We start from the raw sequence: 24,796 nt of genomic DNA, 5'->3' as shown, positions 1-24,796 counted from the left end.
CAGCGCGATCGCTGCCGTCGTGCACCGGCATCCCGGCGATGCATGCATCCGCATCGATCCCTAATCGAAAAGGACGATGGCCGAAACGTCATAGGCCGCTACCGTGCGCTTGCCCGGCGCGACATCGACGCGCCCGGACAACCGTCCGACCGCGCGCCGATCGATCCGGCTCGCTCCCGGTTTCGCCGCGCCGCGCAGGTCGCGGCGGCAGCGCCGGTCGCCCCCTCCGGACGACGCTTGCCATCGTCCCCGACAAAGGCCTTCGAATGAATCAGAAAAACGAAATTTCCCGTCGACAGTTTCTGCGTCTGAGCGCCGGCACACTCGGCGCGGCGCTGGGCAGCGCTTCGCTGCTGTCCGCATGCGGCGGCGACTCGATCTCGGTCGCCCCGGTCACGACACCGCGGCTCGGGTCGGCGTCGAACTTCCGCGATACGGCCGGCCCGAACGGAACCGGCTACGTGACGACGAGCGGCGCGCTCATGAAGAAAGGCATGATCTATCGCTCGTCGGCGCTCGCGCTGTCAGCGGCCGACCTGGCCGTCGTCGACACGCTCGGCATCACGCAGGTCTGCGATCTGCGCACGACCGCGGAAATCCGGACGCAGCCGGATGTGCCGCTGGCCGGCGCGACGTGGCAGAACCTGAACGTGCTCGGCGTTGCCCAGCTCGGCCCGATCCCGACCACCGGCGCGACCGCCACGGCATTCATGCAGACGATGTACCGCACCTTCGTTACCGCGGAAACGGCCCATGCGAGCTATCGCGCGCTGTTCACCGGCTTCGCGAACGGCAGCGGCAGCCTGCTGTTCCACTGCACGGCCGGCAAGGACCGCACCGGTTGGGCCGCCGCCATCCTGCACACGATCCTCGGCATGTCCACGCAGACGATCTTCTCCGACTACCTGCTCACCAACAGCTACAGCGCGGCCGAGATCGCCGCCTCGGTCGCCCAGGCGCGCAAGGCCGGCGGCCAGGATGCCGCGGACATGATGGCTGCGCTGCAGGGCGCGCAGGCGGACTACCTGCAGGCGGCACTCGACCAGGTCGCCGCGTCGTACGGATCGATGACCGCGTATATCGCCGACGGCCTCGGGCTCGACCAGGCGACGCTGAACGCGATCCGGCAGCGCATGCTGATCTGATCCGCGCGATCCAGGCGAGCGCGGGCCGTCACGCCGGATCGCCGGCCCGCATCGACGCCCGCTCACGCCCGAAGATCGCTCGGGCGCAATTCCGGGAGCATCGCAGCCGGCGCGGGCTTCCACGCAGCCGGCCGCGATCTCGCCCCGCCCGCCCGAAACCAAACGACCGTTTGATCTTGCCGCCCTGCCGCCGCGAATCCGTTGTCGCGCCGCGCGCCGGCCGCTCCCGCCCCCGTTCCCGCTGTTTGGTAACGCGGCTCTAGCCGCCTATGTCAGACTGCACGGCATCGACGCCCGCGCCGTGCATGGCGCGCGCCGCAGTCGATCATGACAAGACACGGAGACAGACGATGCGGAATGCGGTCCGGCGCGGCCATCGCTCGCCTTTGGCACCCCCAGATTGGACTTCCGGCCCGCGACGCGCGGCCGCGTCGCTTGCGCGCGGCGCGTCGCGTGCGCTGGGCTGCGGCGCGCTTGCGCTCGCGCTGCTCGGCACCGGCTGCGCGGAATCGACCGCGCAACGCGATCCCCACGCAGCGGCCGCCTCGACGAAGATCGAACGCACCAAGGCCGAGCAGCTTGCCCGCGAACAACAGATCGCGCGCACCGTGCCGTCGCTCGGTTCGATCCGGCTCACGCAGCCGCGTCCGTTCACGCTGCGCGACTCGGGGCAGAACGGCGCGATGACGTTCCTGCGCGACGTCGACTTCCGCGTCGTCAACAACCTCGGCTTCTTCATTCATCAGCTGTCGGCGACGCTCGTGCCGACGCAGCCCGGCGCACCGATCGTGTTCGACGATCCGACCAGCTTCCAGATCGACGTGCACCAGGGCTCGGTCACGCTCGACAACGCGAAACTGACCGCGCTGTTCAACACCTACATCTTCGGCTACCGCAACGCGCCGCTGCGCAAGCTCGCCGTATCGGCAGGCGACGGCGTGATCCATCTGCAGGGCGAAATGCAGCGCGACGGCTGGGTGCCGTTCTCGCTGACCGGCACGCTCGCGATCCGCGACGGCAGCCAACTGGTATTCCATCCGACCGGCGTGCGCGTGTCCGGGCTCGACGCCCAGCCCGTGATGCGCGCGGCCAACGTGAAAATGGCCGATCTGCTGAAGGTCGAGACGCCGATCGCGCATCTCGCCGGCGACGATCTCGTGATGTCGGTCGACAGGCTGATGCCGCCCCCGCGCCTGAAGATCACGATCACCGCGCTGCGCGTGACACCGGGCGGCCTCGACCTGACGCTCGACGACGGCACGCACGCCGGCTTCGCGATGCCCGCGAACGCACCGCAGCAGGCGATGGTGATCCGCGGCGGCGACGTGAAGTTCATGCGCTCGATGCCGATGAACGCCGACATCGTGATCGGCCCGCTCGACGCATCGAAGCCCGGCCAGAACTTCGTGTTCGACCTGTACCACTATCGCGACCAGGTGTCGGCCGGCTATTTCAATTTCGACGAAAGCGGCGCGATGGCGATCCGGATGCCGTCGTATGCGGGCCCGGCGAGCGGCGCGCCGGTCGGCAACGCGGCCGCGCGCCTGAACGACAGCTTCCTCGCCGCGCAGCAGAATACGCTGCGCGACCTGCGCCAGCACTGGGAGGCATACGCGCTGGCCGCCGACGCGGCGCGGCCCGGCATGCAGAAGGTCGCGATGCGGCGCACGTCGAGCACGCCGTTCAACGAGCGGCACGTGTCGAACCGCCACCCGACGATTCATCTGCATAACGTCGACTTCAACGTGTCCGGCGACATCGGCTTCCACGTCGAGGATCTCGACGTGCAGCTCGTCGCGAGGCGCGCCGGCGAACCGGTCGATCTCGACGATCCGAATCAGTACGACATCCACATCCTCGGCGGCACGGTCGTCGAATCGTGGAAGGCGATGTCGGCGCTCTTCAACAACTACCTGCTCGACTACTCGCCGCGTTCGCTGAACGACCTGCAGTTGAGCGCCGACGGCCAGAACCTGCGCGTGCGCGGCGGCATCAAGCTGTGGAACCACGTGCCGGGCGTCTGGCTGCCGACCGACATGAAGGGCACCCTCGCGGTGCTCGACGATCGCCACCTCGCGTTCACGCCGTCGCAGGTATCGGTGCTCGGCGTCCCGCAGGCGAAGCTGCTGCGCTCGCTCGGCATCGAGCTCGCGTCGCTGACGCCGCTGCAGCGCCGCGGCGCGGAACTGCGCGGCGACACGCTGGTGCTCGACCAGTACACGGTGTTCCCGCCGCCGATACTGAGCGGCAAGCTCGGCCAGGCGACGGTCGAGCGCGACGGCCTGCGCCTCACGTTCCGCCGCGCCGCGGACGCGCCCGCGCCAAAGCGGCCGCAGATCGATGCGCCGAGCTATATGTGGATGGAAGGCGGCGACATGAAGATGTTCAACGTGCTGGAGCTGAACGTGCGCGCGCTGATCCAGAATTCCGCCGAACCGGGCCCGATGCGCTTCGACCTGTACGGCTACCGCAACCAGGTCGCGCAGGGCTCGGTGCGGATGCTGCCCGACGGCACGCTGGTCGTCGATACCGGACGGAAAGACCCGCTCGCCGCACGCTGACGCGCGCGCAGCAAGCCGCGCGCATAAAAAAACCGGCTGGCGCGTTATCGCCAGCCGGTTTTTTGTCGTTCGCGCGTCGCGCTCAGTCGTGCTTCAAGCCGTCGATCACGTCGAGCAGCGCCTGCCGCAGCGCGACGACGTCGACGGTCGCGCCAGCCTTGCCACCCTGCGCCCGCGCTTCGGCAGCCGCCGGCGCGTCGTTCTCGAGCGGCGCTGCCGCCCCGCCGCGCTCGCCGCCCGGCGAATCGAGCCGGTTGCGCGCGCCGTTGATCGTGAACCCCTGCTCGTACAGCAATTCGCGAATCCGCCGGATCAGCAGCACCTCGTGATGCTGATAGTAGCGGCGATTGCCGCGCCGCTTCACCGGTCGCAACTGCGTGAATTCCTGTTCCCAGTACCGCAGCACGTGCGGCTTGACCCCGCACAGCTCGCTGACTTCGCCGATCGTGAAGTAGCGCTTCGCGGGAATCGGAGGCAAGACGACTTTTTCAACCGTGGTGGTCATCGTCGGTTAACCATCGGTAAAGGGGAGCGCGGCGGCCGCGCGGAAGCCGGCTTTACTCCGCGCCGTTTTCGACCAGCGCCTTCAGCTTCTGGCTGGCGTGGAAGGTTACCACCCGGCGCGCGGCGATCGGAATCGCCTCGCCCGTCTTCGGGTTGCGACCCGGACGCTGCGGCTTGTCGCGCAACTGGAAATTGCCGAACCCCGACAATTTCACGCTTTCGCCATTCTCGAGCGCGTCGCGGATCACTTCGAAAAACGCCTCGACCATGTCCTTCGCTTCACGCTTGTTCAGCCCGACGCTGTCGAACAGCAGCTCCGCCAGCTCCGCCTTCGTCAGCGTAGGCGTCTCGCCGGACGCCGGCGCCGAAGCGTCGCGGTTCATGGCGCTGCGTTGCGCCGTCAGGAGGGCTTCGAATTCACTCGAGGTCATGTCGTTCATATCTGCCATACAGCGCGTTAAATCAAAACTTTCGATCGGGAAAATGCCGCCCGCGAACGGGCGGACCTTCTCCTTAGCCGCGCAGACGCGCGCCAGTACGAGCCATCCGCTCGACCAGCGTCTGAATCGCCTGATCGACGACCTCGTCCTGTAGCGTGCCCGCCGCATCCTGCAGCGTCACGCGGAAGGCAAGGCTCTTCTCGTGCGCGGCAAGACCACCGGAAGTATTTGATTTTGCACGAAATTCGTCGAATAGTACAACCTTCTGAACGAATCGGCAGGCGTCCTCGGCCAGCGCCTTCTTGATTTCGTCGAAAAGCGCCTGAACCTCGACCGCCTGATCGACAACGACGGCGATGTCGCGGCGAACCGGCGGGAATTTCGACACCTCGGTCGGGGCCGGCAGCGTGCGCGCGATCAGCGCGTCCGCGTCGATCTCGAACATCACCGGCGCGTGCGGCAGCTCGTACTTCTGCATCAGGCGCGGGTGCAGTTCGCCGATCCAGCCGACTGCGCGGCCGTCGAGCTCGATGCGCGCGCTGCGGCCCGGATGGAGGGCCGGATGCTCGGCCTTCACGAAGCGCGCGACCGCCGGCGCGAGCAGCGCCTCGATATCGCCTTTCACGTCGAAGAAGTCGACCGCGCGAGTCGCCGCGCCCCACTGCTCGTCGAGCGCCGGGCCGTACGCGAGTGCACCGACGCGCTTCGGCTGCGCATAACCTTCGACCGTCAGCTCGCCGGCCTTTGCCGACGGATCGGCGAGGAACACGCGGCCGGTCTCGAACACGCGCACGCGATCGGCGCGGCGGTTCAGGTTGTGGCGCAGCACCGAGATCAGGCTGCCGAACAGCGTCGTGCGCATCACCGAAAGCTGGCTCGCGATCGGATTCAGCAGACGAATCGGGGTGTCGTTGCCGGCGAAATCCTGCTCCCATTCCGCATCGACGAAGCTGAAGTTGACCGTTTCCGCGTAGTCGCGCGCGGCAAGCGCGTGACGGATGTCGTGGATCGAGCGCTGCGTCTCGTTGGTCGCACGCATCTCGCTCGTTGCGACCGGCGGACGCGCGGGAATCTTCTCGAAGCCGTAGATGCGCGCGACTTCCTCGATCAGGTCTTCCTCGATCTCGATGTCGAAGCGGTGCGACGGCGGCGTGACCAGGAAGGCGTCGTCGTCACGCTCGAACGGCAGGCCGAGACGCGTGAAGATGCTGGCGATCTCGTCGGCGTCGATCTTCACGCCGATGATGCGGTTCGCGCGCGACACGCGCATCTTCACCGGCGCGCGCTGCGGCAGGTTCACCGACTGGTCGTCGACCGGGCCGGCCTTGCCGCCGCAGATCTCGAGGATCAGCTGCGTGATGCGTTCGACGTGCTCGACGGTCGTCGCATAGTCGACGCCGCGCTCGAAACGATGCGCGGCATCGGTCGAGAAGTTGTACTTGCGCGCGCGGCCGCGGATGCTGTCGGGCCACCAGAAGGCGGCTTCCAGATAGATGTTGGTCGTGTCGAGCGTGACGGCCGTGCTGTCGCCGCCCATGATGCCCGCGAGGCTTTCGACCTGGCGATCGTCGGCGATCACGCCGACCGTCTCGTCGAGCTCGACCGTGTTGCCGTTCAGCAGCTTCAGCGATTCGCCGCGCTTGCCCCAGCGCACCTCGATGCCGCCGTGGATCTTGTCGAGATCGAACACGTGAGACGGACGGCCGAGTTCGAACATCACGTAGTTCGAAATGTCGACGAGCGCCGATACGCTGCGCTGGCCCGAGCGCTCGAGACGCTCGACCATCCACTGCGGCGTCTTCGCGCGCGCGTTCACGCCGCGGATCACGCGGCCCGAGAAGCGGCCGCACAGATCGGGCGCGGCGATGCGCACCGGCAGCGTCTCGTCGAGCTCGACGCGCACCGGGCGGATGTCGACCGGCGTCAGCGGCGCGCCGGTAATCGCGGCCGTCTCGCGCGCGATGCCGAACACCGACAGGCAGTCGGCCTTGTTCGGCGTCAGCTTGATCTCGAAGATCGTGTCGTCGAGGTTCAGCGTGTCGCGGATGTCCTGACCGACCGGCGTGTCTTCCGGCAGGACCAGCAGGCCGCTGTGGTCCTCGGACAGCTTCAGCTCGCGCGCCGAGCACAGCATCCCCTGGCTCTCGACGCCGCGCAGCTTCGACAGCTTGATCGCGAACGGCTTGCCGCCCTCTTCGGCCGGCGGCAGCTCCGCGCCGACCAGCGCGACCGGCACCTTGATGCCGGGCGCCACGTTCGGCGCGCCGCACACGATGTTCAACGTCGCGCCCGTGCCGGCGTCGACCTGGCAGACATTGAGCTTGTCCGCATCCGGATGCTTGACGACTTCGAGCACGCGGCCGACGACGATCTTCGACGTCGGCGGCGCAGCCTTGCTCAGCGATTCGACTTCGAGCCCCGCCATCGTCAGCGCGTGCGACAGTTCGTCGGTCGTCAGCTGCGGGTCGACAAAGGTTCTCAACCAGGATTCAGGGAATTGCATGGATGTCTACGTTCGAAACAGGTTAGGTCGACGCGCGGCAGCCCCGTGGATCGTCCGCCGGGGCGCGCGCGGGCACATGTCGGCGCGGCGGGCGTTACGCGAACTGGCGCAGGAAGCGCAGGTCGTTCTCGAAGAACAGCCGCAGGTCCTGCACGCCGTAGCGCAGCATCGTCAGGCGCTCGAGGCCGCTGCCGAACGCGAAGCCGATGTAGCGCTCGGGATCGAGGCCCATGTTGCGGATCACGGTCGGGTGCACCTGCCCCGAACCGGAGATCTCGAGCCACTTGCCGGCGTTCTTGCCGTGCTCGAACATCATGTCGATCTCGGCCGACGGTTCCGTAAACGGGAAGTACGACGGACGGAAGCGCACGAGGATGTCGTCGCGCTCGAAGAATTTCTTGAGGAAGTCGGTGTAGACGCCCTTCAGGTCGGCGAAGCTGATGTTCTCGTCGATCCACAGCCCCTCGACCTGATTGAACATCGGCGAGTGGGTCGCATCGCTGTCGACGCGATACGTGCGGCCCGGCGCGATCACCTTGATCGGCGGACGGTTCATGCGCGCATAACGCACCTGCATCGGGCTCGTGTGCGTGCGCAGCAGCAGCTGGCGGCCGTCGGCATCCTTGCCTTCGACGTAGAAGGTGTCCTGCATCGAACGCGCCGGATGGTTCTCCGGGCTGTTCAGCGACGTGAAGTTGTACCAGTCGGTCTCGATTTCGGGACCGTCGGCCACGTCGAAGCCGATCGAGCGGAAAATCTGTTCGACGCGCTCCCACGTGCGCATCACGGGGTGCAGGCTGCCCGCGCCGGCACCGCGGCCCGGCAGCGTGACGTCGATCGCCTCGGCGGCGAGGCGCTGGTTCAGCAGCGCGTCGGCGAGCGCCTGGCGGCGTGCGGTCAGCGCGGCTTCAACCTGCTGCTTCGCGACGTTGATGCGTGCGCCTTCGGTCTTGCGTGCTTCGGGATCGAGCTTGCCGAGGCCCTTCAGCAACTCGGTCAGCGCACCCGACTTGCCGAGAAATCGGGCTTTCTCGTTTTCGAGCGTGGTGATGTCGGCAGCCTGTTCGAAGGACTGCTGCGCGTCGGCGACAATCTGGTCCAGATCCATAGATCCCATCATTTCCAACGTCATTCGGTCTTGGCGAGCCAATCTGCCCACCAAACAAAAAAGGGGCTCGGAAGAGCCCCGTTTTCGCTGCAGCGGCCGAGACTACCGGAACATCGCTGCAACTAACCACGCAGTGCTAATTTCTCAATTAGGCTGCAACGGCGGCTTTCACCTGCTTGACGATCGCAGCAAAAGCAGCCTTGTCGAACACCGCCATGTCGGCCAGCACCTTACGGTCGAGTTCGATCGACGCCTTCTTCAGGCCGTTGATGAACACGCTGTAGGTCATGTCGTGCTGGCGAACTGCCGCGTTGATACGCGTGATCCACAGTGCGCGGAACACACGCTTCTTGTTGCGGCGATCGCGGTACGCGTACTGGCCAGCGCGCATCACCGCCTGCTTGGCGATGCGGTAGACGTTATTGCGACGGCCGCGATAACCCTTGGCCAGGTTGATGATCTTCTTGTGACGGGCCCGTGCGGTTACCCCACGTTTGACTCGAGGCATGTTTCTCTCCTTGGAGTATCAGTTGAGGGGTTACGCGAACGGGAGCATCGCGCGGACGGAGTTCAGATCGGAATCATGAACTGCCGTTGCGCCGCGCAGGTGACGCTTGTTCTTCGTGGTTTTCTTGGTCAGGATGTGGCGCTTGAAGGCTTGACCGCGCTTGACGGTACCGCCCGGACGCACCACGAAGCGCTTTGCAGCACTCTTCTTGGTCTTCATCTTCGGCATGACGACAACTCCAGTTTATTAGATGGCGATGGGTGTGCGGTTGGCTTGCGCCCTGACCCGCCCTTCGAAACCCAGTCCACTTGTGTACGGTGCACCGCTTGCGCGGCCACCGTCGTTTCTGGCGCGCCGCCCTGACCGGGCCGCGCGCCGAACCACTTCGAAACCTGCGCGCATTTCGCGCGCAAGCTCGTTACTTCTTTTTCTTCGGCGAGAGCACCATGATCATCTGGCGCCCTTCCATCTTCGGCATCTGCTCGACCTGGCCGACTTCCTCGAGATCGCCGCGCAGACGCTCGAGCATCCGCATGCCGATTTCCTGGTGAGCCATTTCGCGGCCGCGGAAACGCAACGTGATCTTCGTCTTGTCGCCTTCCTCAAGGAAACGCACGAGGTTGCGCAGCTTGACGTTGTAATCACCGTCATCGGTACCCGGGCGGAACTTGACTTCCTTGACCTGGATGACCTTCTGCTTCAGCTTCGCTTCGTGCTGCTTCTTGGCTTCCTGGTACTTGAACTTGCCGTAATCCATCAGACGGCAAACCGGCGGAGACGCCTGCGGCGCGATTTCCACCAGGTCAACATCCAGTTCTTCCGATTTACGGAAAGCATCAGCGAGTTTTACGATACCGAGCGGTTCGTTCTCGATTCCGACCAGACGCACTTCCGGCGCAGTGATTTCACCGTTGATGCGATGCGACGACTTATCAGTAGCGATGTTACGTTTCCTCTAAAAATTAAAAAAACGAGCCGCGCTGCCAGGGTGGTTACTTGAACGAGCGCAGGTCTTCCTGCAGACGCTCAACGAAGGCTTCGACCGGCATAACGCCAAGATCGACGCCGCCACGGGCACGCACGGCTACCGTTTGCGCATCACGCTCCTTATCGCCCACGACGAGGAGATAAGGCACCTTTTCCAGCGTGTGCTCGCGTATTTTATAGCTAATCTTCTCGTTGCGCAAATCGGCCGTCACTCTAACCCCTTGTTTTTGCAACGTTTGGGCCAGAGACTGCGCATAGTCGGCCTGACTTTCGGCAATATTCATCACGACGACCTGGATCGGCGCGAGCCAGGCCGGCATTGCACCAGCATGGTGCTCGATCAGAATGCCGAGGAATCGCTCCATCGAACCGACGATCGCACGGTGCAGCATCACCGGCCGGCGGCGGCTGTTGTCTTCCGCGACGTACTCGGCGCCGAGCCGCTCCGGCAGCACCATGTCGAGCTGCAGCGTGCCGCACTGCCACGAACGGCCGAGCGCATCCTTGATGTGGTACTCGATCTTCGGGCCGTAGAACGCACCCTCGCCCGGCAGTTCCTCCCACGACAGGCCGCACGCCGTCAGCGCGTCGCGCAGGCCCTGCTCCGCGCGGTCCCAGGTCTCGTCCGTGCCGGCGCGCTGCTCGGGGCGCAGCGACAGCTTGATGTCGATATGCTCGAAGCCGAAATCCTTGTATACGCTCATCGCAAGCGTATTGAACGCGATCGACTCGGCGATGAACTGCTCTTCCGTACAGAAGATGTGTGCATCGTCCTGCACGAAGCCGCGCACGCGCATCAGGCCGTGCAGCGCGCCCGACGCCTCGTTGCGGTGGCACGAGCCGAATTCCGCGTAACGCAGCGGCAGGTCGCGGTACGAGCGCAGGCCGTGCTTGAACACCTGCACGTGCCCCGGACAGTTCATCGGCTTGATCGCGTAGTCGCGCTTCTCCGACTCCGTCGTGAACATGTTCTCGCGGTAGTTCTGCCAGTGGCCCGACGCTTCCCACAGCGAGCGGTCCATGATCATCGGCGTCTTGATCTCGAGATAGCCGGCTTCGTTCACGCGGCGGCGCATGTACTGCTCGACCTGCTGCCACAGCGCCCAGCCCTTCGGATGCCAGAACACCATGCCCGGCGACTCTTCCTGCATGTGGAACAGGTCGAGCTGCTTGCCGAGCTTGCGGTGGTCGCGCTTTTCGGCTTCCTCGAGCATGTGCAGGTACTGGTCCTGGTCTTCCTTCTTCGTCCAGGCCGTGCCGTAGATGCGCTGCAGCTGCTCGTTCTTCGAGTCGCCGCGCCAGTACGCGCCCGCCACCTTCATCAGCTTGAAGACCTTCAGCTTGCCCGTCGACGGCACGTGCGGGCCGCGGCACAGATCGGTGAAGCCGCCGTGCGAGTACAGCTTGATCTCGTCGCTTTGCGGAATCGACTCGATGATCTCGGCCTTGTACTTCTCACCGATGCTGCGGAAGTAGCCCGCGGCTTCGTCGCGCGACACGACGCGGCGCGTCACCGGCTCGTCCTTCTTCGCGAGCTCCTGCATGCGCTTTTCGATCTTTTCCAGATCTTCCGGCGTAAACGGACGGTTGTACGAGAAGTCGTAGTAGAAGCCGTTGTCGATCACCGGGCCGATCGTCACCTGCGCGTCCGGATACAGTTCCTTCACCGCATACGCGAGCAAGTGCGCGGTCGAGTGACGGATGATGTCGAGACCGTCGGCATCCTTGTCGGTGACGATCGCGAGCGATGCATCGCGGTCGATCACGGTCGACGTATCCACGAGTTCGCCGTCGAGCTTGCCGCCAAGCGCAGCCTTCGCGAGACCGGGACCGATCGAGGCCGCCACTTCGGCGACTGTCACCGGATGCTCGTATTGTCGAACTGAGCCGTCAGGCAAGCGTATCGAAACCATAGCAATCTCCGTGATGCCGACCGTGGGCGGCAGACCAAAAGCACGCGACGGCGGTCGCGCGCGAAAATTTCGCGACAAAAAAAATGCGGCCCCGCTTTCGAGGGGCCGCATTCGATGCTTCACTCAGACTGAAAGGGCGAAAGGGTTCCTCGACTAGCGTCGCTCCGAAAAGGTTTCGGTCAACGTTCGCGGTGTCATAACCGTATTCGCCTTGTCTGCGTTGAGTTATTTACTGCAGTGAACACCCGGAAAACCGGGCATTCTCGATTCGTTGGTAGGCTCGATTGGATTCGAACCAACGACCCCCACCATGTCAAGGTGGTGCTCTAACCAACTGAGCTACGAGCCTAGAGAAGCTAAGATTATATGGGGTTGCCGACCCGCTGGCAAGCACTTTTATGCGGTCGCAGCAAAACCTTGCCGATCCGACCCTCTCACCGGGCGATCAGGTCTTGCGCCCCGCCCGCACGACGCCCTGCACTTCGCCGAGCAGCGTGCATGCGCGCTGCACCTGCGCCGAATTCGACACCTCGACCGTGAACTGCATGAACGCCGCGTTGCGGCGGCTCTGCGTCTTCACGCCGACCACGTTCATCTTCTCGCGCGCGAATACTTCCGAGATGTCGCGCAGCAGCCCCTGGCGGTCGCTCGCCTCGATCATCAGGTCGACCGGATAGACGGACGCGCCGCGCCCCCCGAGCACGTCGGCCGACCAGGTGGTCTGCAGCACGCGCTCCGGCGCGCGCTCGGCCATCCGGATAAAGGTCGGGCAGTCGCTGCGATGGATCGACATCCCCTTGCCGCGCGTGACGAAGCCGCTGATCGGGTCGGGCGGCGCCGGCCGGCAGCAGCGCGCCAGCTGCGTCAGCAGCGCATCGACGCCGACCACCAGCACGCCGGTCGACGCGCCGTGCGCGACGCTCGCGCCGCTGCTGCGCTTCTCGAAATCGGCCGGCGCCTCGGGCGCCGGCTCAGGCGGCGGCGCATCGGACAGCGCGTGCTCGACGTTGCGCAGGCTGAACTCCTCCTTGCCGACGACCGAAAACAGCTCGTCGGGCGACTTGAAGCCGAGCTTCGCCGCGAGATTGTCGAGACTGACCGAGGTCTTGCCTTCGCGCTGCAGCGTCTTTTCGACGAGGGCGCGGCCATGCGCGATGTTCTCTTCCTGCTCGATCGCGTTGAACCACGCGCGCACCTTCTGCCGCGCCCGCGGGCTTTTCAGGTAGCCGAGCTGCGGGTTCAGCCAGTCGCGCGACGGGCCGCCCTCCTTCACCGCGACGATCTCGACCGTCTGCCCGTTCGCGAGCGGCGTGTTGAGCGGCACCATCGCGCCGTCGACGCGCGCGCCGCGGCAGCGATGGCCGAGCTCGCTGTGCAGGTGGTACGCGAAATCGACCGGCGTCGCGCCCTGCGGCAGCGCGATCACGCGCGCCTGCGGCGTCAGCACGTAGATGTGGTCGTCGTCGAGCGAGGTCTCGCGCAGCTGCGCCCACGCCTTGTCGCCCGACTGTTCGGCGCCGTCCTCGACGTCGTCCTTCCACGCGAGCAGCTGGCGCAGCCACGCGATCTTCTCGTCGTACTTGTCGCTCGCCGAGAACTGGCCGCCGTAGCCGCGCGTGCCCGCTTCCTTGTAGCGCCAGTGCGCGGCGACGCCGTATTCGGCGAAGCGATGCATGTCCTGCGTGCGGATCTGCACTTCGAAGGCACGGCCGTCGTCGCCGATCACGACCGTATGCAGCGACTTGTAGCCGTTCGGCTTGGGCCGCGAGATGTAGTCGTCGAATTCCTTCGGCACCGGCTGCCACAGGTGATGCACGATGCCGAGCACCGCGTAGCAATCCTTGATGTCCGGCACGATCACGCGGAACGCGCGCACGTCGTACAGCTCGGAGAAATCGAGCTCCTTGCCGCGCATCTTGCGCCAGATGCTGTAGATGTGCTTCGGCCGGCCGCTGACGTCGGCCGGGATATGCGCCTGCGCGAGTTCCTGCTGCAGCCGCTCGATCGCCTGCGCGACATAGGCCTCGCGCTCGACGCGCTTCTCGTCGAGCAGTTTCGCGATCCGCTTGTAGGTGACCGGATCCTCGAAGCGAAACGCGAGATCCTCGAGTTCCCACTTCAACTGCCAGATGCCGAGACGGTTCGCGAGCGGCGCGTAGATCTCGAGCGTCTCGCGCGCGACGTCGGGCGGCGGATCGAGCTTCGCGGCCGCGTAATAGCGCAGCGACTGCAGCCGCGACGCGAGCCGGATCAGCACCACGCGGATGTCCTGTGCGAACGCGAGCAGCATCTTGCGCAGCGCCTCGATCTGCGTGCGTCGCTCCGCCGCGGCGTCGCGCCCCGCGTCCGGCGCCGCGTTTTGCGCGGCGCGCAGGCTGACGGTGCCGAGCCGCAGCAGCTTGCGCACGTCGGAGACGAGCCGCGCGACTTCGTCGCCGAAGCGCTCGGCAAGTTCGCGCTCGGGATCGCTCAGGTGCGGTGTCAGCGCGAACAGCGCGGCCGCCTGTATCGCCGACGGATCGACGTTCAGCGTGCGCATGATCGCCGCCGTGCCGGCCGCATGATCGGCCAGCAGTTCGCCCGACGACAGGCGCACGTCGCCGGCCCGCTCGCGCACGAACGCGAGCACGTCGTCGAACGACGGCGCCGCGACGGAAGAAGCGGAAACGGACTCGGTCATCGCACGGCCTGCAGGAATACGATCATCGCAACGCGCCGCTCAGCTCCGCTGCGCGGCGACCACGACGATCTCGACGAGCAGCGCCGGATCGGCGAGCTTCGCCTCGACGGTGGCGCGCGGCGGCGTGTTGCCCTGCGCGACCCACGCGTCCCATTCTTCGTTCATCCCGTCGAAATTCGCCAGATCGGAAATGTAGATCTGCACCGACAGCAGATGCGCCTTGTCGCTGTTCGCCTCGGCGAGCAGGCGGTCGATGTGGCCGAGCACCTCGCGCGTCTGGCCCCTGATGTCCTGCGTGGTGTCTTCGGCGATCTGGCCGGCCAGATACACGGTCCCGTTGTGGATCGCGGTTTCGGAAAGACGGGCCCCGACGTGGTGACGAATGACTGCCATGGAATGTTCCGGTCGTATGAATGATGGGTGAATGACTCGGCGACGCGCGGCCCGCGCATCGCCGAACCGCATATTATGACGCGTTTATGCGCGGCCTTCGACGAAAAACCGGCGCGCCAGCGCGATCTGCTCGGCGCTGACGAAGGCCGGCGCGTGGCCGACGCCGGGAATTTCCACCTGCGTCATGTGCTTGCCCCGGCGCACCATGTCGGCCGCGGTGTCGCGCGACAGCAGGTCCGATTCGGCGCCGCGCACGACGAGCACCGACGCGTCGGTCGTCTCGATCGCGCGCCACAGCGCAGCCTCGCCCAGCGCGGCCAGTTCGGGCGTGGTCGCCTTGAACGGCTCGGCGATGCGCGGGTCGTAGCGGATCGCCCAGCCGCCCTCGGGCAGCGCGCGCAGCAGCGGCGCGTTGATCTCGCGCCATTCGTCCGCGCTCAGCGGGCCGAACGGCAGCGACAGCGAGGTCAGGTAGTCGATGCCTTCCTGCTCGGTCGCGAAGCGCGGCTGCACGCCGAGATATTCGCCGATGCGCGTCAGCGAGTCGGGCTCGATGCGCGGACCGACGTCGTTGACGATCATCCGGCGAATCGGCGAACCGGGCAGCCCCGCGAGCGCCATGCCGATCAGGCCGCCCATCGACGTGCCGAACCAGTCGACCGATTCGACGTCGGTGCGCGCGATCAGCGTCACCATGTCGGCCACGTATTGCGGGATCGCGTAGTGCCGCGGATCGGCGAGCCAGTCCGACTGGCCGCGCCCGACGACGTCGGGACAGACGACGCGGTACGCATCCGACAGCGCCGCCGCCAGCCGGTCGAAGTCGCGCCCCGAACGGGTCAGCCCGTGCACGCAGACCAGCACGCGCGGATTCGCGGGATCGCCCCATTCGGTATAGGCGACGTGATGAAGGCCGGCGGCGCTTGCGCACTGCACGCGTCGCTGGCGGGGAACCGGAGGAGTCGCTGAGGTCGTTGGCATCGGTGGCATCCTGTCGAACGAGGGCGGCGCGGCGGGACAACGCGTGCGCGGGGCCCGATGCAAACGATTGTAAACCGCTTCCGGCGCGCGGGTCGGCTTGGCGCGGCCGCCTCCAGCGACAAACGCCCCGCGTGCCGTCACCGGCATGCGGGGCGCTGGAGGAGCCGCGCAGCACGCGCGGCCGGCGAACTTACGCGACTGCGCTCACGTCGAGCGGCGCACCCGTCTTCGCCTGGATCTCGTCGACGCTGACGCCGTCGGCGAGTTCGAGGACCTTGAGGCCGTTCGGCGTCACTTCGATCACGCCGAGATCGGTGATGATCAGGTCGACCACGCCGACACCCGTCAGCGGCAGGTTGCATTCGTCGAGGATCTTGTGCTGGTCGCCCTTCGCGACGTGCTCCATCAGCACGACGACGCGCTTCACGCCCGCCACGAGATCCATCGCGCCGCCCATCCCCTTGATCATCTTGCCGGGGATCATCCAGTTCGCGAGGTCGCCGTTCTTGCTGACCTGCATCGCGCCGAGGATCGCGAGGTTGATGTGGCCGCCGCGGATCATCGCGAACGAATCGGCCGACGAGAAGATCGACGAGCCCGGCAGCGTCGTGACGGTCTGCTTGCCCGCGTTGATCAGGTCCGCGTCGACCTCGTCCTCGGTCGGCGACGGGCCGATGCCGAGCAGGCCGTTCTCCGACTGCAGCCAGACCTCGACGCCTGCCGGCACGTGGTTCGCGACGAGCGTCGGCAAGCCGATGCCGAGGTTGACGTAGAAGCCGTCCTGCAGTTCCTTCGCCGCGCGCGCGGCCATCTGGTCACGATTCCAGGCCATGTCAGTCTCCTTTCGCGCGTACGACGCGTTGTTCGATGCGTTTCTCGGGCGTCGCGTTCAGCACGATGCGCTGCACGAAGATCCCCGGCGTGTGAACCTGGTCCGGATCGAGCTCGCCGTTCTCGACGATCTCCTCGACCTCGGCGACGGTGATCTTGCCCGCCATCGCGCACATCGGGTTGAAGTTGCGCGCCGTGCGGCGATAGATCAGGTTGCCCGACTTGTCGGCCTTCCACGCCTTCACGAGCGCGACATCGGCCGTCAGCGACGGTTCGAGCACGTAGTGGCGGTCGCCGAACTGGCGCGTTTCCTTGCCTTCCGCGATCACGGTGCCGTAGCCGGTGTTCGTGAAGAACGCCGGGATGCCCGCGCCGCCCGCGCGCAGCTTCTCGGCGAGCGTGCCCTGCGGCGTGAATTCGAGCTCGAGTTCGCCGGCCAGGTACTGGCGCTCGAACTCCTTGTTCTCGCCGACGTACGACGAGATCATCTTCTTGATCTGGCGCGTTTCCAGCAGCAGGCCCAGGCCGAAACCGTCGACGCCCGCGTTGTTGCTGATGCAGGTGATGCCCTTGACGCCCGAATCGCGCAACGCTGCGATCAGCGCTTCCGGAATCCCGCACAGGCCGAAGCCGCCCACCGCGAAGGTCTGTCCGTCATGGACGATCCCTTCCAGCGCGGCCGCCGCGCTTGGATAGACTTTGTTCATCAGTATGTCCCTTCCTCTATGGAAACCAGCGAAACCGGTTTGACGCGCCGACGTGGCCCGCAAGCCCGCCGCATCATTCTATGCATGCTCGACCGTGCCTGCGTCGACGCGCGCCGTTTTTATGTCGCGGCACAAGCCGCGAGATGCCTGAAAGGGTACGATGCGGCGCGGATGCGGCACAATACGCAAAAATACATAAGCGTTTGCCACGGTTTCCCGCGTCCATGCCCGCTCTCGATTACCAGACCGCCTTCCACCTCGCGCCGCTCGGGCTCGTCATGTCGCGCGACCGCGTGATCGAGGACTGCAACGATGCGGTCGCGGCGATTTTCCGCTGCGCGCGCGCCGACCTGATCGGCAAGTCGTATGAAGTGCTGTATCCGTCGCCGGACGAGTTTCAGCGAATCGGCGAGCGAATCTCGCGCGTGATGATCGCGAACGGCATCTACGCGGATGACAGAATCATGAAACGCGCCGACGGCGAGCTGTTCTGGTGCCATGTGACGGGCCGCGCGCTCGACCGCACCGCGCCGCTCGCAGCCGGCGTCTGGACCTTCGAGGACCTGAGCGCGACGCGCCGCGTCGCCGTCGAACTGACGCCGCGCGAACGCGAGATCGCCGCGCAGCTCGCGACCGGCAAGACCAGCAAGCAGATCGGACGCGTGCTCGACATCAGCTCGCGCACGGTCGACATCTACCGTGCGCGGCTGATGCGCAAGTACGGAACCAGCAATACGCCGGAGCTGCTGCAGCGTCTGCTCGGACAGTGAATGGCAATCGGCCGCGCATGCGGCCGATCCGGCGCCCGTTCGGGCTGGCAAAACCGCCGGCGGCCGGGCGCCGGCGCCCCGCTGTCAGCCGACCTTTGCTTCGAGCGCGCGCTCGATCGTGTCGCGCAGCACCTGCGGCAGCGGCACCGACTTGCCGAGCGCGTAGTCGACCCATACGCAGCGCGCGTTGCCGCGCGCATACAGGTGTTGCGGATCGTCCGCGCGCGTGAGCTCGAAACCCGTGTCGAAGCTGCTGCGGCCCGGCTTCGCCACCGACATCCGCGCGATCACGTCGCCCGGATAGTGCAGCTGCTTCAGGAACTCCATCGACGCCGTCACGATGACCGGCCCCTGTCCTTCGCCGTTGCCGCCGGCAATGCCGAGCTGTTCGAACCACGAGATCCGGGCCTGCTCCATGTAGCGGAAATAGACCGTGTTGTTCACGTGGCCGAACGCATCCATGTCGCCCCAGCGAATCGGCATCGACATTTCAAATACGGGGAGGTAATCGCTCATTGCAGTCTTCTTTGTTGCTGGATGTCATCCGCTCAGGCGAGGCCGAAGCCGTCGTCGGCGGAGATAATCGAGCCGTTGATGAACTGCGACTCGTCGGCCGCGAGCAGCAACAACAGCCCGTCGAGATCCTGCGGCTTGCCGACGCGCCGGCGCGGCAGCATTGACTGCAGCTTCTGGCCCTGCTCGGTTTCCCACAGGTAATGATTGATTTCGGTATCGATATAGCCCGGACAGATCGCGTTCACGTTGATCCCGTGGCGGCCCCATTCGAGCGCCATCGCCCGCGTCATCTGCACGACCGCGGCCTTGCTCATCGCGTACAGCCCGATCTGCGGGAACGCGCGCAGGCCGGCCACCGACGCGATGTTGATGATCCGGTACGGCGGCTTGCCGTTACCGTTCGCGCGCATGATCATCCGCTTCGCGACTTCCTGCGCGACGAAAAACGCGCCGCGCGTGTTGGTGTCGAACACGAATTCGAAATCGGCCGGCGTCACGTCGACCAGCTTCTGCATCGTCGACACGCCCGAATTGTTCACGAGGATGTCGATCGTGCCGGCTTCGGTCTCCGCGTGCGCGACGGCCGCCTTGATGCTCTGCTCGTCGGTGACGTCGAGCGACACGACATGCGCGGCGCCGCCCGCCGCTTCGATCTCCGCGCGCAGCTCCTTCAGGCGCTCGACGCGGCGGCTCGCCAGCACGACCTTCGCGCCCGCCTGCGACAGCACCTGCGCAAAGCGTTGCCCGAGGCCGCTCGACGCGCCCGTGACCAGCGCGACCTTGCCTTCCAGATTGATCGATCGACCCATTTTGCACATCCCCTTTCGATGTCGTTGCGCCGCCCGGACAGCACGGCCGGCGCGGCATAACCCTAACACAAAAAATAGAACGGTCGTGCTAATCTAGCCGCATGTTGTTGCGGCATGCGTTTCGTTTCGCAGACAATACGCTCCCGAATAAAAGCATTCTAACGGTTAGAGGAACGCCAATGACCCCCGCAAGCCTCATCGAGCAATACGGCCCGCGCGAATCGATGGAATACGACGTCGTGATCGTCGGCGGCGGCCCGGCCGGGCTGTCGGCCGCGATCCGGCTCAAGCAGCTGGCCGCCGAGAAAGGCGCCGAGATCGGCGTATGCGTGCTCGAGAAGGGCTCCGAGATCGGCGCGCACATCCTGTCGGGCGCGGTGATGGACCCGCGCGCGATCACCGAGCTGTTCCCCGACTGGAAGGAACGCGGCGCGCCTCTGGACGTCGAGGTGACGGAAGACCGCTTCCTGTTCCTGTCCGAGAAAAGCGCGGTCACCACGCCGAACTGGGCGCTGCCGGACAACTTCAAGAATCACGGCAACTACGTGATTTCGCTCGGCAACGTCACGCGCTGGCTGGGCCAGCAGGCCGAGGCGCTGGGCGTCGAGATCTTCCCGGGCTTTCCGGCCGCCGAGATCCTCTATAACGACGACGGCTCGGTGAAGGGCGTCGCCACCGGCAACATGGGCGTGGGCAAGGACGGCGAGCCGACCGAGAACTTCCAGCTCGGCATGGAACTGCACGCGAAGTACACGCTGTTCGCCGAAGGCTGCCGCGGCCATCTCGGCCGACAGCTGATCTCGAAGTTCAAGCTCGACGCGAACGCCGATCCGCAGGCTTACGGGATCGGCATCAAGGAACTGTGGGAAATAGATCCGGCCAAGCACAAGCCGGGCCTCGTGATCCACACGGCCGGCTGGCCGCTGAAGTCGGATACCTACGGCGGCTCGTTCCTGTATCACATGGACAACAACCAGGTCGTGGTCGGCTTCGTGGTCGGCCTCGGCTACACGAACCCGTACCTGTCGCCGTTCGAGGAATTCCAGCGCTACAAGACGCATCCGTCGATCCGCGCGTTCCTCGAAGGCGGCAAGCGCGTGTCGTACGGCGCGCGCGCGATCACGGCCGGCGGGCTGCTGTCGCTGCCGAAGACGGTGTTCCCCGGCGGCGCGCTGATCGGCGACGACGCGGGCTTCCTGAACGCGTCGCGGATCAAGGGCAGCCATGCGGCGATCAAGACCGGCATGCTGGCCGCGGACGCCGCGTTCGATGCGGTGCAGGCCGGCCGGCAGTCGGACGAACTGAACGCCTATCCCGACGCATTCAAGCAGTCGTGGCTGTACACGGAGCTGTACCGCGCGCGCAACTTCAAGCAGTGGATGGCCAAGGGGCTGTACCTCGGCACGCTGATGGTCGGCATCGAGCAGAAGGTGATGGGCGGCAACGTGCCGTGGACGCTGCACCACAAGCATGCGGACCACGAGATGCTGAAGCCGGCGTCGCAGTGCGAGCCGATCGTGTATCCGAAGCCGGACGGCAAGCTGACGTTCGATCGCCTCTCGTCGGTGTTCATCTCGAACACGAACCATGAGGAGAACCAGCCGGCGCACCTGACGCTGAAGGATGCGAGCGTGCCGGTGAACGTGAACCTGCGCACCTACGCGGGGCCGGAGGCGCGGTTCTGCCCGGCGGCCGTGTACGAGTTCGTGAAGAACGACGACGGCAGCGATCGCCTGGTGATCAACGCGCAGAACTGTGTGCACTGCAAGACCTGCGACATCAAGGACCCGACGCAGAACATCGTGTGGGTGACGCCGGAAGGCGGCGGCGGGCCGAACTACCCGAACATGTAAGGCCGCAGGACGCCGCTTCGCGCGGCGTTTTTTTCGTCGTTCAAAGCAAACGGGGCGCACTGCAGCGCCCCGTCCTTTTCGTATCGGCCTGTGCCTCGTCCGTGCGCCGACGGCGCGCGGACCGTGCCGTCAAGTCGCGCTGCCGGCGATCTTCGGCGTCTGCGTTTCGACGTCGCCGCACTGCGCGCGATGGCGCAGCGCATGGTCGATCAGCACCAGCGCGAGCATCGACTCGGCGATCGGCGTCGCACGGATGCCGACGCATGGATCGTGGCGCCCGAACGTTTCGACCGTCGCCTGCTCGCCGTCCTTCGTGATCGAGCGGCGCGGCGTGCGGATGCTCGACGTCGGCTTGATCGCGATCGACACCGTGATGTCCTGCCCCGTCGAGATCCCGCCCAGCACACCGCCCGCGTGATTGCCGACGAAGCCGGCCGGCGTCAGCTCGTCGCCGTGCACCGAGCCGCGCTGCGCGACGCTGTCGAAGCCCGCGCCGATCTCGACGCCCTTCACCGCGTTGATGCTCATCATCGCCTTCGCGATGTCCGCGTCGAGCCGGTCGAACACCGGCTCGCCCCAGCCGACCGGCACGCCCGACGCGACGACGTCGATGCGCGCGCCGATCGAATCGCCGTCCTTGCGCAGCGCGTCCATGTAGGCCTCGAGCTCGGGAACGATCGCCGCGTTCGGCGCGAAGAACGGGTTTTCGCGCACGTGCGACCAGTCGACGAACGGCACCTCGATTTCGCCGAGCGCGCTCATGTAGCCGCGCACCTCGACGCCGAAGCGCTCGCGCAGCCACTTCTTCGCGACCGCGCCCGCGCCGACGATCGGCGCGGTCAGGCGCGCGGACGAGCGGCCGCCGCCGCGATAGTCGCGCACGCCGTACTTCTGCCAGTACGTGTAGTCAGCATGGCCGGGCCGGAACGTCTCGACGATGTTGCCGTAGTCCTTGCTGCGCTGGTCGGTGTTGCGAATCAGCAGCGCGATCGGCGTGCCGGTCGTCACGCCTTCGAACACGCCCGACAGGATCTCGACCTCGTCGGCCTCCTGCCGCTGCGTGACGTGCCGCGACGTGCCCGGCTTGCGGCGGTCGAGCTCGACCTGGATGTCGGCCTCGCTCAGCGCCATTCCCGGCGGGCAGCCGTCGATCACGCAGCCGATCGCGGGCCCGTGCGATTCGCCGAAGGTCGTGACAGTGAAAAGCGTGCCGAGGGTATTGCCGGACATGATGGAACCGCCCAAAGAGAAATGGGCAAACCGGGACGCCGCCTGTCGTGCAACGGGCAGCCCGCTGGTTCGCCGATCGAAAAAAAGAGGTAAACCGGTATTATGCCAGCCGCCCCGGCGATGCGGGCCGCGCGATGCGATCCCGACCGGCCGGTCGGCGTCGGCCTGGCTGCCGCTGCACGATCGGCCGTACCGACACCCGTGAACGGACAGCCTGCCCGCCGGCAGCGAAACAGGCGGCCCGCAACGCTGCCGCCTGGCTGGAACCGCGCGTCCCCGGAGGCCGCGCGCCGCTACTTGCGCGCGCCGCGCAGTTCGCTCACCGCGGCTTGCAACGCCTCGGGCGTCGCGAGCGTCGACGGGATCGGCTCGCCGACCGCGAGCGTCAGCCGGCTCATCACGCCGCGCGTGACAGGCCGCGGCAGCTTCGCCTGCGCATGCCGCGAGAACACGCTGCCCCACAGCCCGCGCAGCGCCATCGGGATCACGGGCACCGGCGTGCGGCGCAGGATCTCGGTGATCCCGTGGTGGAACGTGTTGATGTCGCCGGTCCTGGTCAGCTTGCCCTCGGGGAAGATGCACACGAGTTCGCCGTCCTTCAGCGCGGCCTCGCACGCGTCGTACGCGCGCGCGAGCATCGCCGGATCCTCGTGGCGCGGCGCGATCGGGATCGCCTTCGCATGCCGGAACACCCAGCTCGCGAAGCGCGTCTTGAAGATCCGGTGATCCATCACGAAGCGGATCGGGCGCGGGCTCGCGGCGGCCAGCACCAGCGCATCGACGTAGCTGACGTGATTGCACACGAGCACGGCCGCGCCCTCTTCCGGAATCCGCTCCGCGTGCACGAGCCGGATCCGGTAGAACGTATGCACGAGCACCCACGCGACGAAGCGCAGCAGGAACTCGGGCACCAGCAGGTAGATATAGGCCGCGACGACGACATTGAGTAGCGCGGTGACGAGGAACAGGCCCGGAATGCCGACGCCGGCCTTGGTCAGCCCCATCGCCATTAGCGCCGACAGGATCATGAACAGCGCGTTCAGGATATTGTTCGCGGCGATGATCCGCGCGCGGTGGGTCGGCGCGCTGCGGCTCTGGATCAGCGCATAGAGCGGCACGCTGTAGAAGCCGCCGAACATCGCGAGCAGGAACAGGTCGACGAGGATGCGCCAGTGGCGCGCACCGGCCAGGAATTCGCCGACCGACAGCAGGTGCCCCGGCGACGGCAGCGCACGGCTCGCGAAATACAGCTCGATCGCGAACACGCTGATGCCGATCGAGCCGAGCGGCACGAGGCCGATCTCGACGCGCCGCTGCGACAGCCGCTCGCACAGCAGCGAGCCGAGGCCGATGCCGACCGAGAACGTCGCGAGCAGCACCGTGACGACGTCGGGGCTCGCGGACAGCACGTCCTTCGCGAAATTGAAGAACGACGTGAGGAAGGTCGCGCCGACGAACCACAGCCACGAGATGCCGAGCAGGCTCAGGAACACGGTGCGGTTCTGCCGCGCGAGCGCGAGATTGCGCCAGGTCTCGCTGAACGGATTCCAGTTGATCACGAGATCGGGCTGCGGCGCGGGCGTGGCCGGCACACGCTGCGCGACGAGCCGCCCCGCGAGCGCGATCAGGACGACGCTGACGGCCAGCACGCGCTCGCCGCTGCCCTCGATCCCCGCGGCCGCACCGCCGATGATCGTGCCGATCAGGATCGCGATGAAGGTGCCCATCTCGACGAGGCCGTTGCCGCCGACCAGCTCCTGCTCGGCGAGATGCTGCGGCAGGTACGAATACTTGACCGGCCCGAACAGCGTCGAGTGCATCCCCATCATGAACGTGCACAGATACAGCAGCACCGCGCTGTGCGTGACGAAACCGGCCGCGCCGACCAGCATCAGCACGATCTCGAAGGTCTTCACGAAGCGCGTGAGCGTCGCCTTGTCGTACTTGTCGGCGATCTGTCCGGAGGTGGCCGAGAACAGCACGAACGGCAGGATGAAGATCGCGGAAATCAGGAACGCGGCGGTTTTCGCATCGACGCCCGAGAACCGCGCGGTGTGATAGGTGACCAGCGACGTGAAGCCGATCTTGAAGACGTTGTCGTTCAGCGCGCCGAGGAACTGGGTCGTGAAGAACGGCGCGAAACGACGCTCGCGCAACAGGTCGAACTGGGACGCGTGGGCGCGCCGTTCGCTGCGTCGCCCCGACGAGACTTGCGTTTGATCGCTCATGCGGAATACGCGCGCGTCGTCTTGGCGAAGCTGCGCGGGCCTTGTCGTAGTGTTGTTGGAAAAACGGCGGCGCAGGCCGTGCCTGTGCCGCCGCGTGCCGGCTCGCCGCGCCCGCGCGTCATGACGCCG

21 protein-coding genes and 1 tRNA gene are annotated in these 24,796 nt (G+C 66.1%); 4 read left to right on the top strand and 18 right to left on the bottom strand.

Translation table 11 applies throughout. The annotated features are described in order from the left end of the window. The first annotated feature begins 266 nt into the window (after positions 1 to 266). Both WS57_RS25945 and WS57_RS25940 read left to right on the top strand, forming a co-directional pair. Positions 267 to 1,145, top strand: a complete 879-nt coding sequence (locus tag WS57_RS25945; protein ID WP_059515022.1) for a tyrosine-protein phosphatase — start codon at positions 267 to 269, stop codon at positions 1,143 to 1,145. Positions 1,146 to 1,495: 350 nt separating this feature from the next. Further along, positions 1,496 to 3,706 carry a hypothetical protein gene (locus WS57_RS25940; RefSeq protein WP_009691229.1) on the top strand — a complete coding sequence of 737 codons (2,211 nt, stop codon included), beginning with the start codon at positions 1,496 to 1,498 and terminating at the stop codon, positions 3,704 to 3,706. 82 nt (positions 3,707 to 3,788) lie between these two features. Here the strand turns inward: WS57_RS25940 and WS57_RS25935 are convergent, their stop codons facing one another. The 14 genes from WS57_RS25935 to WS57_RS25870 all read right to left on the bottom strand — a co-directional run bounded on the left by WS57_RS25935 (position 3,789) and on the right by WS57_RS25870 (position 17,261). Then, entirely contained in the window at positions 3,789 to 4,211 is a 423-nt protein-coding gene (locus WS57_RS25935; protein ID WP_040127239.1) for a MerR family transcriptional regulator, read from the bottom strand. Between the two features lie 52 nt (positions 4,212 to 4,263). Continuing rightward, positions 4,264 to 4,650, bottom strand: coding sequence for an integration host factor subunit alpha (locus tag WS57_RS25930; protein ID WP_040127238.1), 387 nt, complete (start codon positions 4,648 to 4,650; stop codon positions 4,264 to 4,266). Between the two features lie 73 nt (positions 4,651 to 4,723). Beyond that, entirely contained in the window at positions 4,724 to 7,153 is a 2,430-nt protein-coding gene (gene pheT / locus WS57_RS25925; protein WP_059515023.1) for a phenylalanine--tRNA ligase subunit beta, read from the bottom strand. A 94-nt stretch (positions 7,154 to 7,247) separates the two neighbouring features. Continuing rightward, the gene (gene pheS / locus WS57_RS25920) at positions 7,248 to 8,261 is read right to left on the bottom strand and encodes a phenylalanine--tRNA ligase subunit alpha (protein ID WP_006753318.1); all 1,014 of its coding nucleotides are present in this window, start codon (positions 8,259 to 8,261) and stop codon (positions 7,248 to 7,250) included. A 148-nt stretch (positions 8,262 to 8,409) separates the two neighbouring features. Then, positions 8,410 to 8,769: a 50S ribosomal protein L20 gene (gene rplT, locus WS57_RS25915; RefSeq protein ID WP_004192938.1), complete on the bottom strand. Its 360-nt coding sequence runs from the start codon at positions 8,767 to 8,769 to the stop codon at positions 8,410 to 8,412. A 30-nt stretch (positions 8,770 to 8,799) separates the two neighbouring features. Beyond that, on the bottom strand, positions 8,800 to 8,997 hold the full coding sequence (gene rpmI / locus WS57_RS25910) for a 50S ribosomal protein L35 (RefSeq protein ID WP_004191477.1): 198 nt from the start codon (positions 8,995 to 8,997) through the stop codon (positions 8,800 to 8,802). A gap of 190 nt (positions 8,998 to 9,187) precedes the next feature. After that, positions 9,188 to 9,712: a translation initiation factor IF-3 gene (gene infC, locus WS57_RS25905; RefSeq protein ID WP_080292885.1), complete on the bottom strand. Its 525-nt coding sequence runs from the start codon at positions 9,710 to 9,712 to the stop codon at positions 9,188 to 9,190. A 49-nt stretch (positions 9,713 to 9,761) separates the two neighbouring features. Continuing rightward, positions 9,762 to 11,669 carry a threonine--tRNA ligase gene (thrS, locus tag WS57_RS25900; protein WP_009687926.1) on the bottom strand — a complete coding sequence of 636 codons (1,908 nt, stop codon included), beginning with the start codon at positions 11,667 to 11,669 and terminating at the stop codon, positions 9,762 to 9,764. Between the two features lie 272 nt (positions 11,670 to 11,941). Then, positions 11,942 to 12,018 (bottom strand) — tRNA-Val (locus WS57_RS25895). A 96-nt stretch (positions 12,019 to 12,114) separates the two neighbouring features. Continuing rightward, positions 12,115 to 14,349 (bottom strand): RelA/SpoT family protein, encoded by a 2,235-nt coding sequence (locus tag WS57_RS25890; protein ID WP_009687927.1) that lies wholly within the window; start codon positions 14,347 to 14,349, stop codon positions 12,115 to 12,117. 39 nt (positions 14,350 to 14,388) lie between these two features. After that, positions 14,389 to 14,742, bottom strand: coding sequence for a RidA family protein (locus tag WS57_RS25885; RefSeq protein WP_009687928.1), 354 nt, complete (start codon positions 14,740 to 14,742; stop codon positions 14,389 to 14,391). Positions 14,743 to 14,826: 84 nt separating this feature from the next. Next, positions 14,827 to 15,723, bottom strand: coding sequence for an alpha/beta fold hydrolase (locus WS57_RS25880; protein WP_009687929.1), 897 nt, complete (start codon positions 15,721 to 15,723; stop codon positions 14,827 to 14,829). A gap of 190 nt (positions 15,724 to 15,913) precedes the next feature. Next, positions 15,914 to 16,555 carry a CoA transferase subunit B gene (locus WS57_RS25875; protein WP_009687930.1) on the bottom strand — a complete coding sequence of 214 codons (642 nt, stop codon included), beginning with the start codon at positions 16,553 to 16,555 and terminating at the stop codon, positions 15,914 to 15,916. A gap of 1 nt (position 16,556) precedes the next feature. Next, a complete protein-coding gene (locus WS57_RS25870) occupies positions 16,557 to 17,261 on the bottom strand; it encodes a CoA transferase subunit A (protein ID WP_040127235.1) in 705 nt (234 codons plus the stop codon). A gap of 224 nt (positions 17,262 to 17,485) precedes the next feature. Here WS57_RS25870 and WS57_RS25865 point away from each other — a divergent pair, with 224 nt between their 5' ends. Beyond that, a complete protein-coding gene (locus WS57_RS25865) occupies positions 17,486 to 18,031 on the top strand; it encodes a PAS and helix-turn-helix domain-containing protein (RefSeq protein ID WP_009687933.1) in 546 nt (181 codons plus the stop codon). An 84-nt stretch (positions 18,032 to 18,115) separates the two neighbouring features. On the opposite strand, the gene WS57_RS25860 is transcribed toward WS57_RS25865, so the two are convergent. Then, entirely contained in the window at positions 18,116 to 18,547 is a 432-nt protein-coding gene (locus WS57_RS25860; RefSeq protein ID WP_009687934.1) for an acyl-CoA thioesterase, read from the bottom strand. A gap of 32 nt (positions 18,548 to 18,579) precedes the next feature. Further along, entirely contained in the window at positions 18,580 to 19,356 is a 777-nt protein-coding gene (locus WS57_RS25855; RefSeq protein WP_009687935.1) for an SDR family oxidoreductase, read from the bottom strand. Between the two features lie 179 nt (positions 19,357 to 19,535). Between WS57_RS25855 and WS57_RS25850 the strand changes: the two genes are divergently transcribed. Beyond that, on the top strand, positions 19,536 to 21,209 hold the full coding sequence (locus WS57_RS25850; protein WP_069245048.1) for an electron transfer flavoprotein-ubiquinone oxidoreductase: 1,674 nt from the start codon (positions 19,536 to 19,538) through the stop codon (positions 21,207 to 21,209). 129 nt (positions 21,210 to 21,338) lie between these two features. On the opposite strand, the gene aroC is transcribed toward WS57_RS25850, so the two are convergent. Further along, on the bottom strand, positions 21,339 to 22,439 hold the full coding sequence (gene aroC, locus WS57_RS25845; protein WP_009687584.1) for a chorismate synthase: 1,101 nt from the start codon (positions 22,437 to 22,439) through the stop codon (positions 21,339 to 21,341). Between the two features lie 293 nt (positions 22,440 to 22,732). Continuing rightward, entirely contained in the window at positions 22,733 to 24,667 is a 1,935-nt protein-coding gene (locus WS57_RS25840) for an MFS transporter (protein ID WP_069245047.1), read from the bottom strand. Positions 24,668 to 24,796 lie beyond the last annotated feature (129 nt).

It is taken from the genome of Burkholderia pseudomultivorans (assembly GCF_001718415.1).
GTDB lineage: Bacteria > Pseudomonadota > Gammaproteobacteria > Burkholderiales > Burkholderiaceae > Burkholderia > Burkholderia pseudomultivorans_A.
Note: the sequence above shows the minus strand (reverse complement) of the source record. Positions and strands in the feature narration are given on the sequence as shown.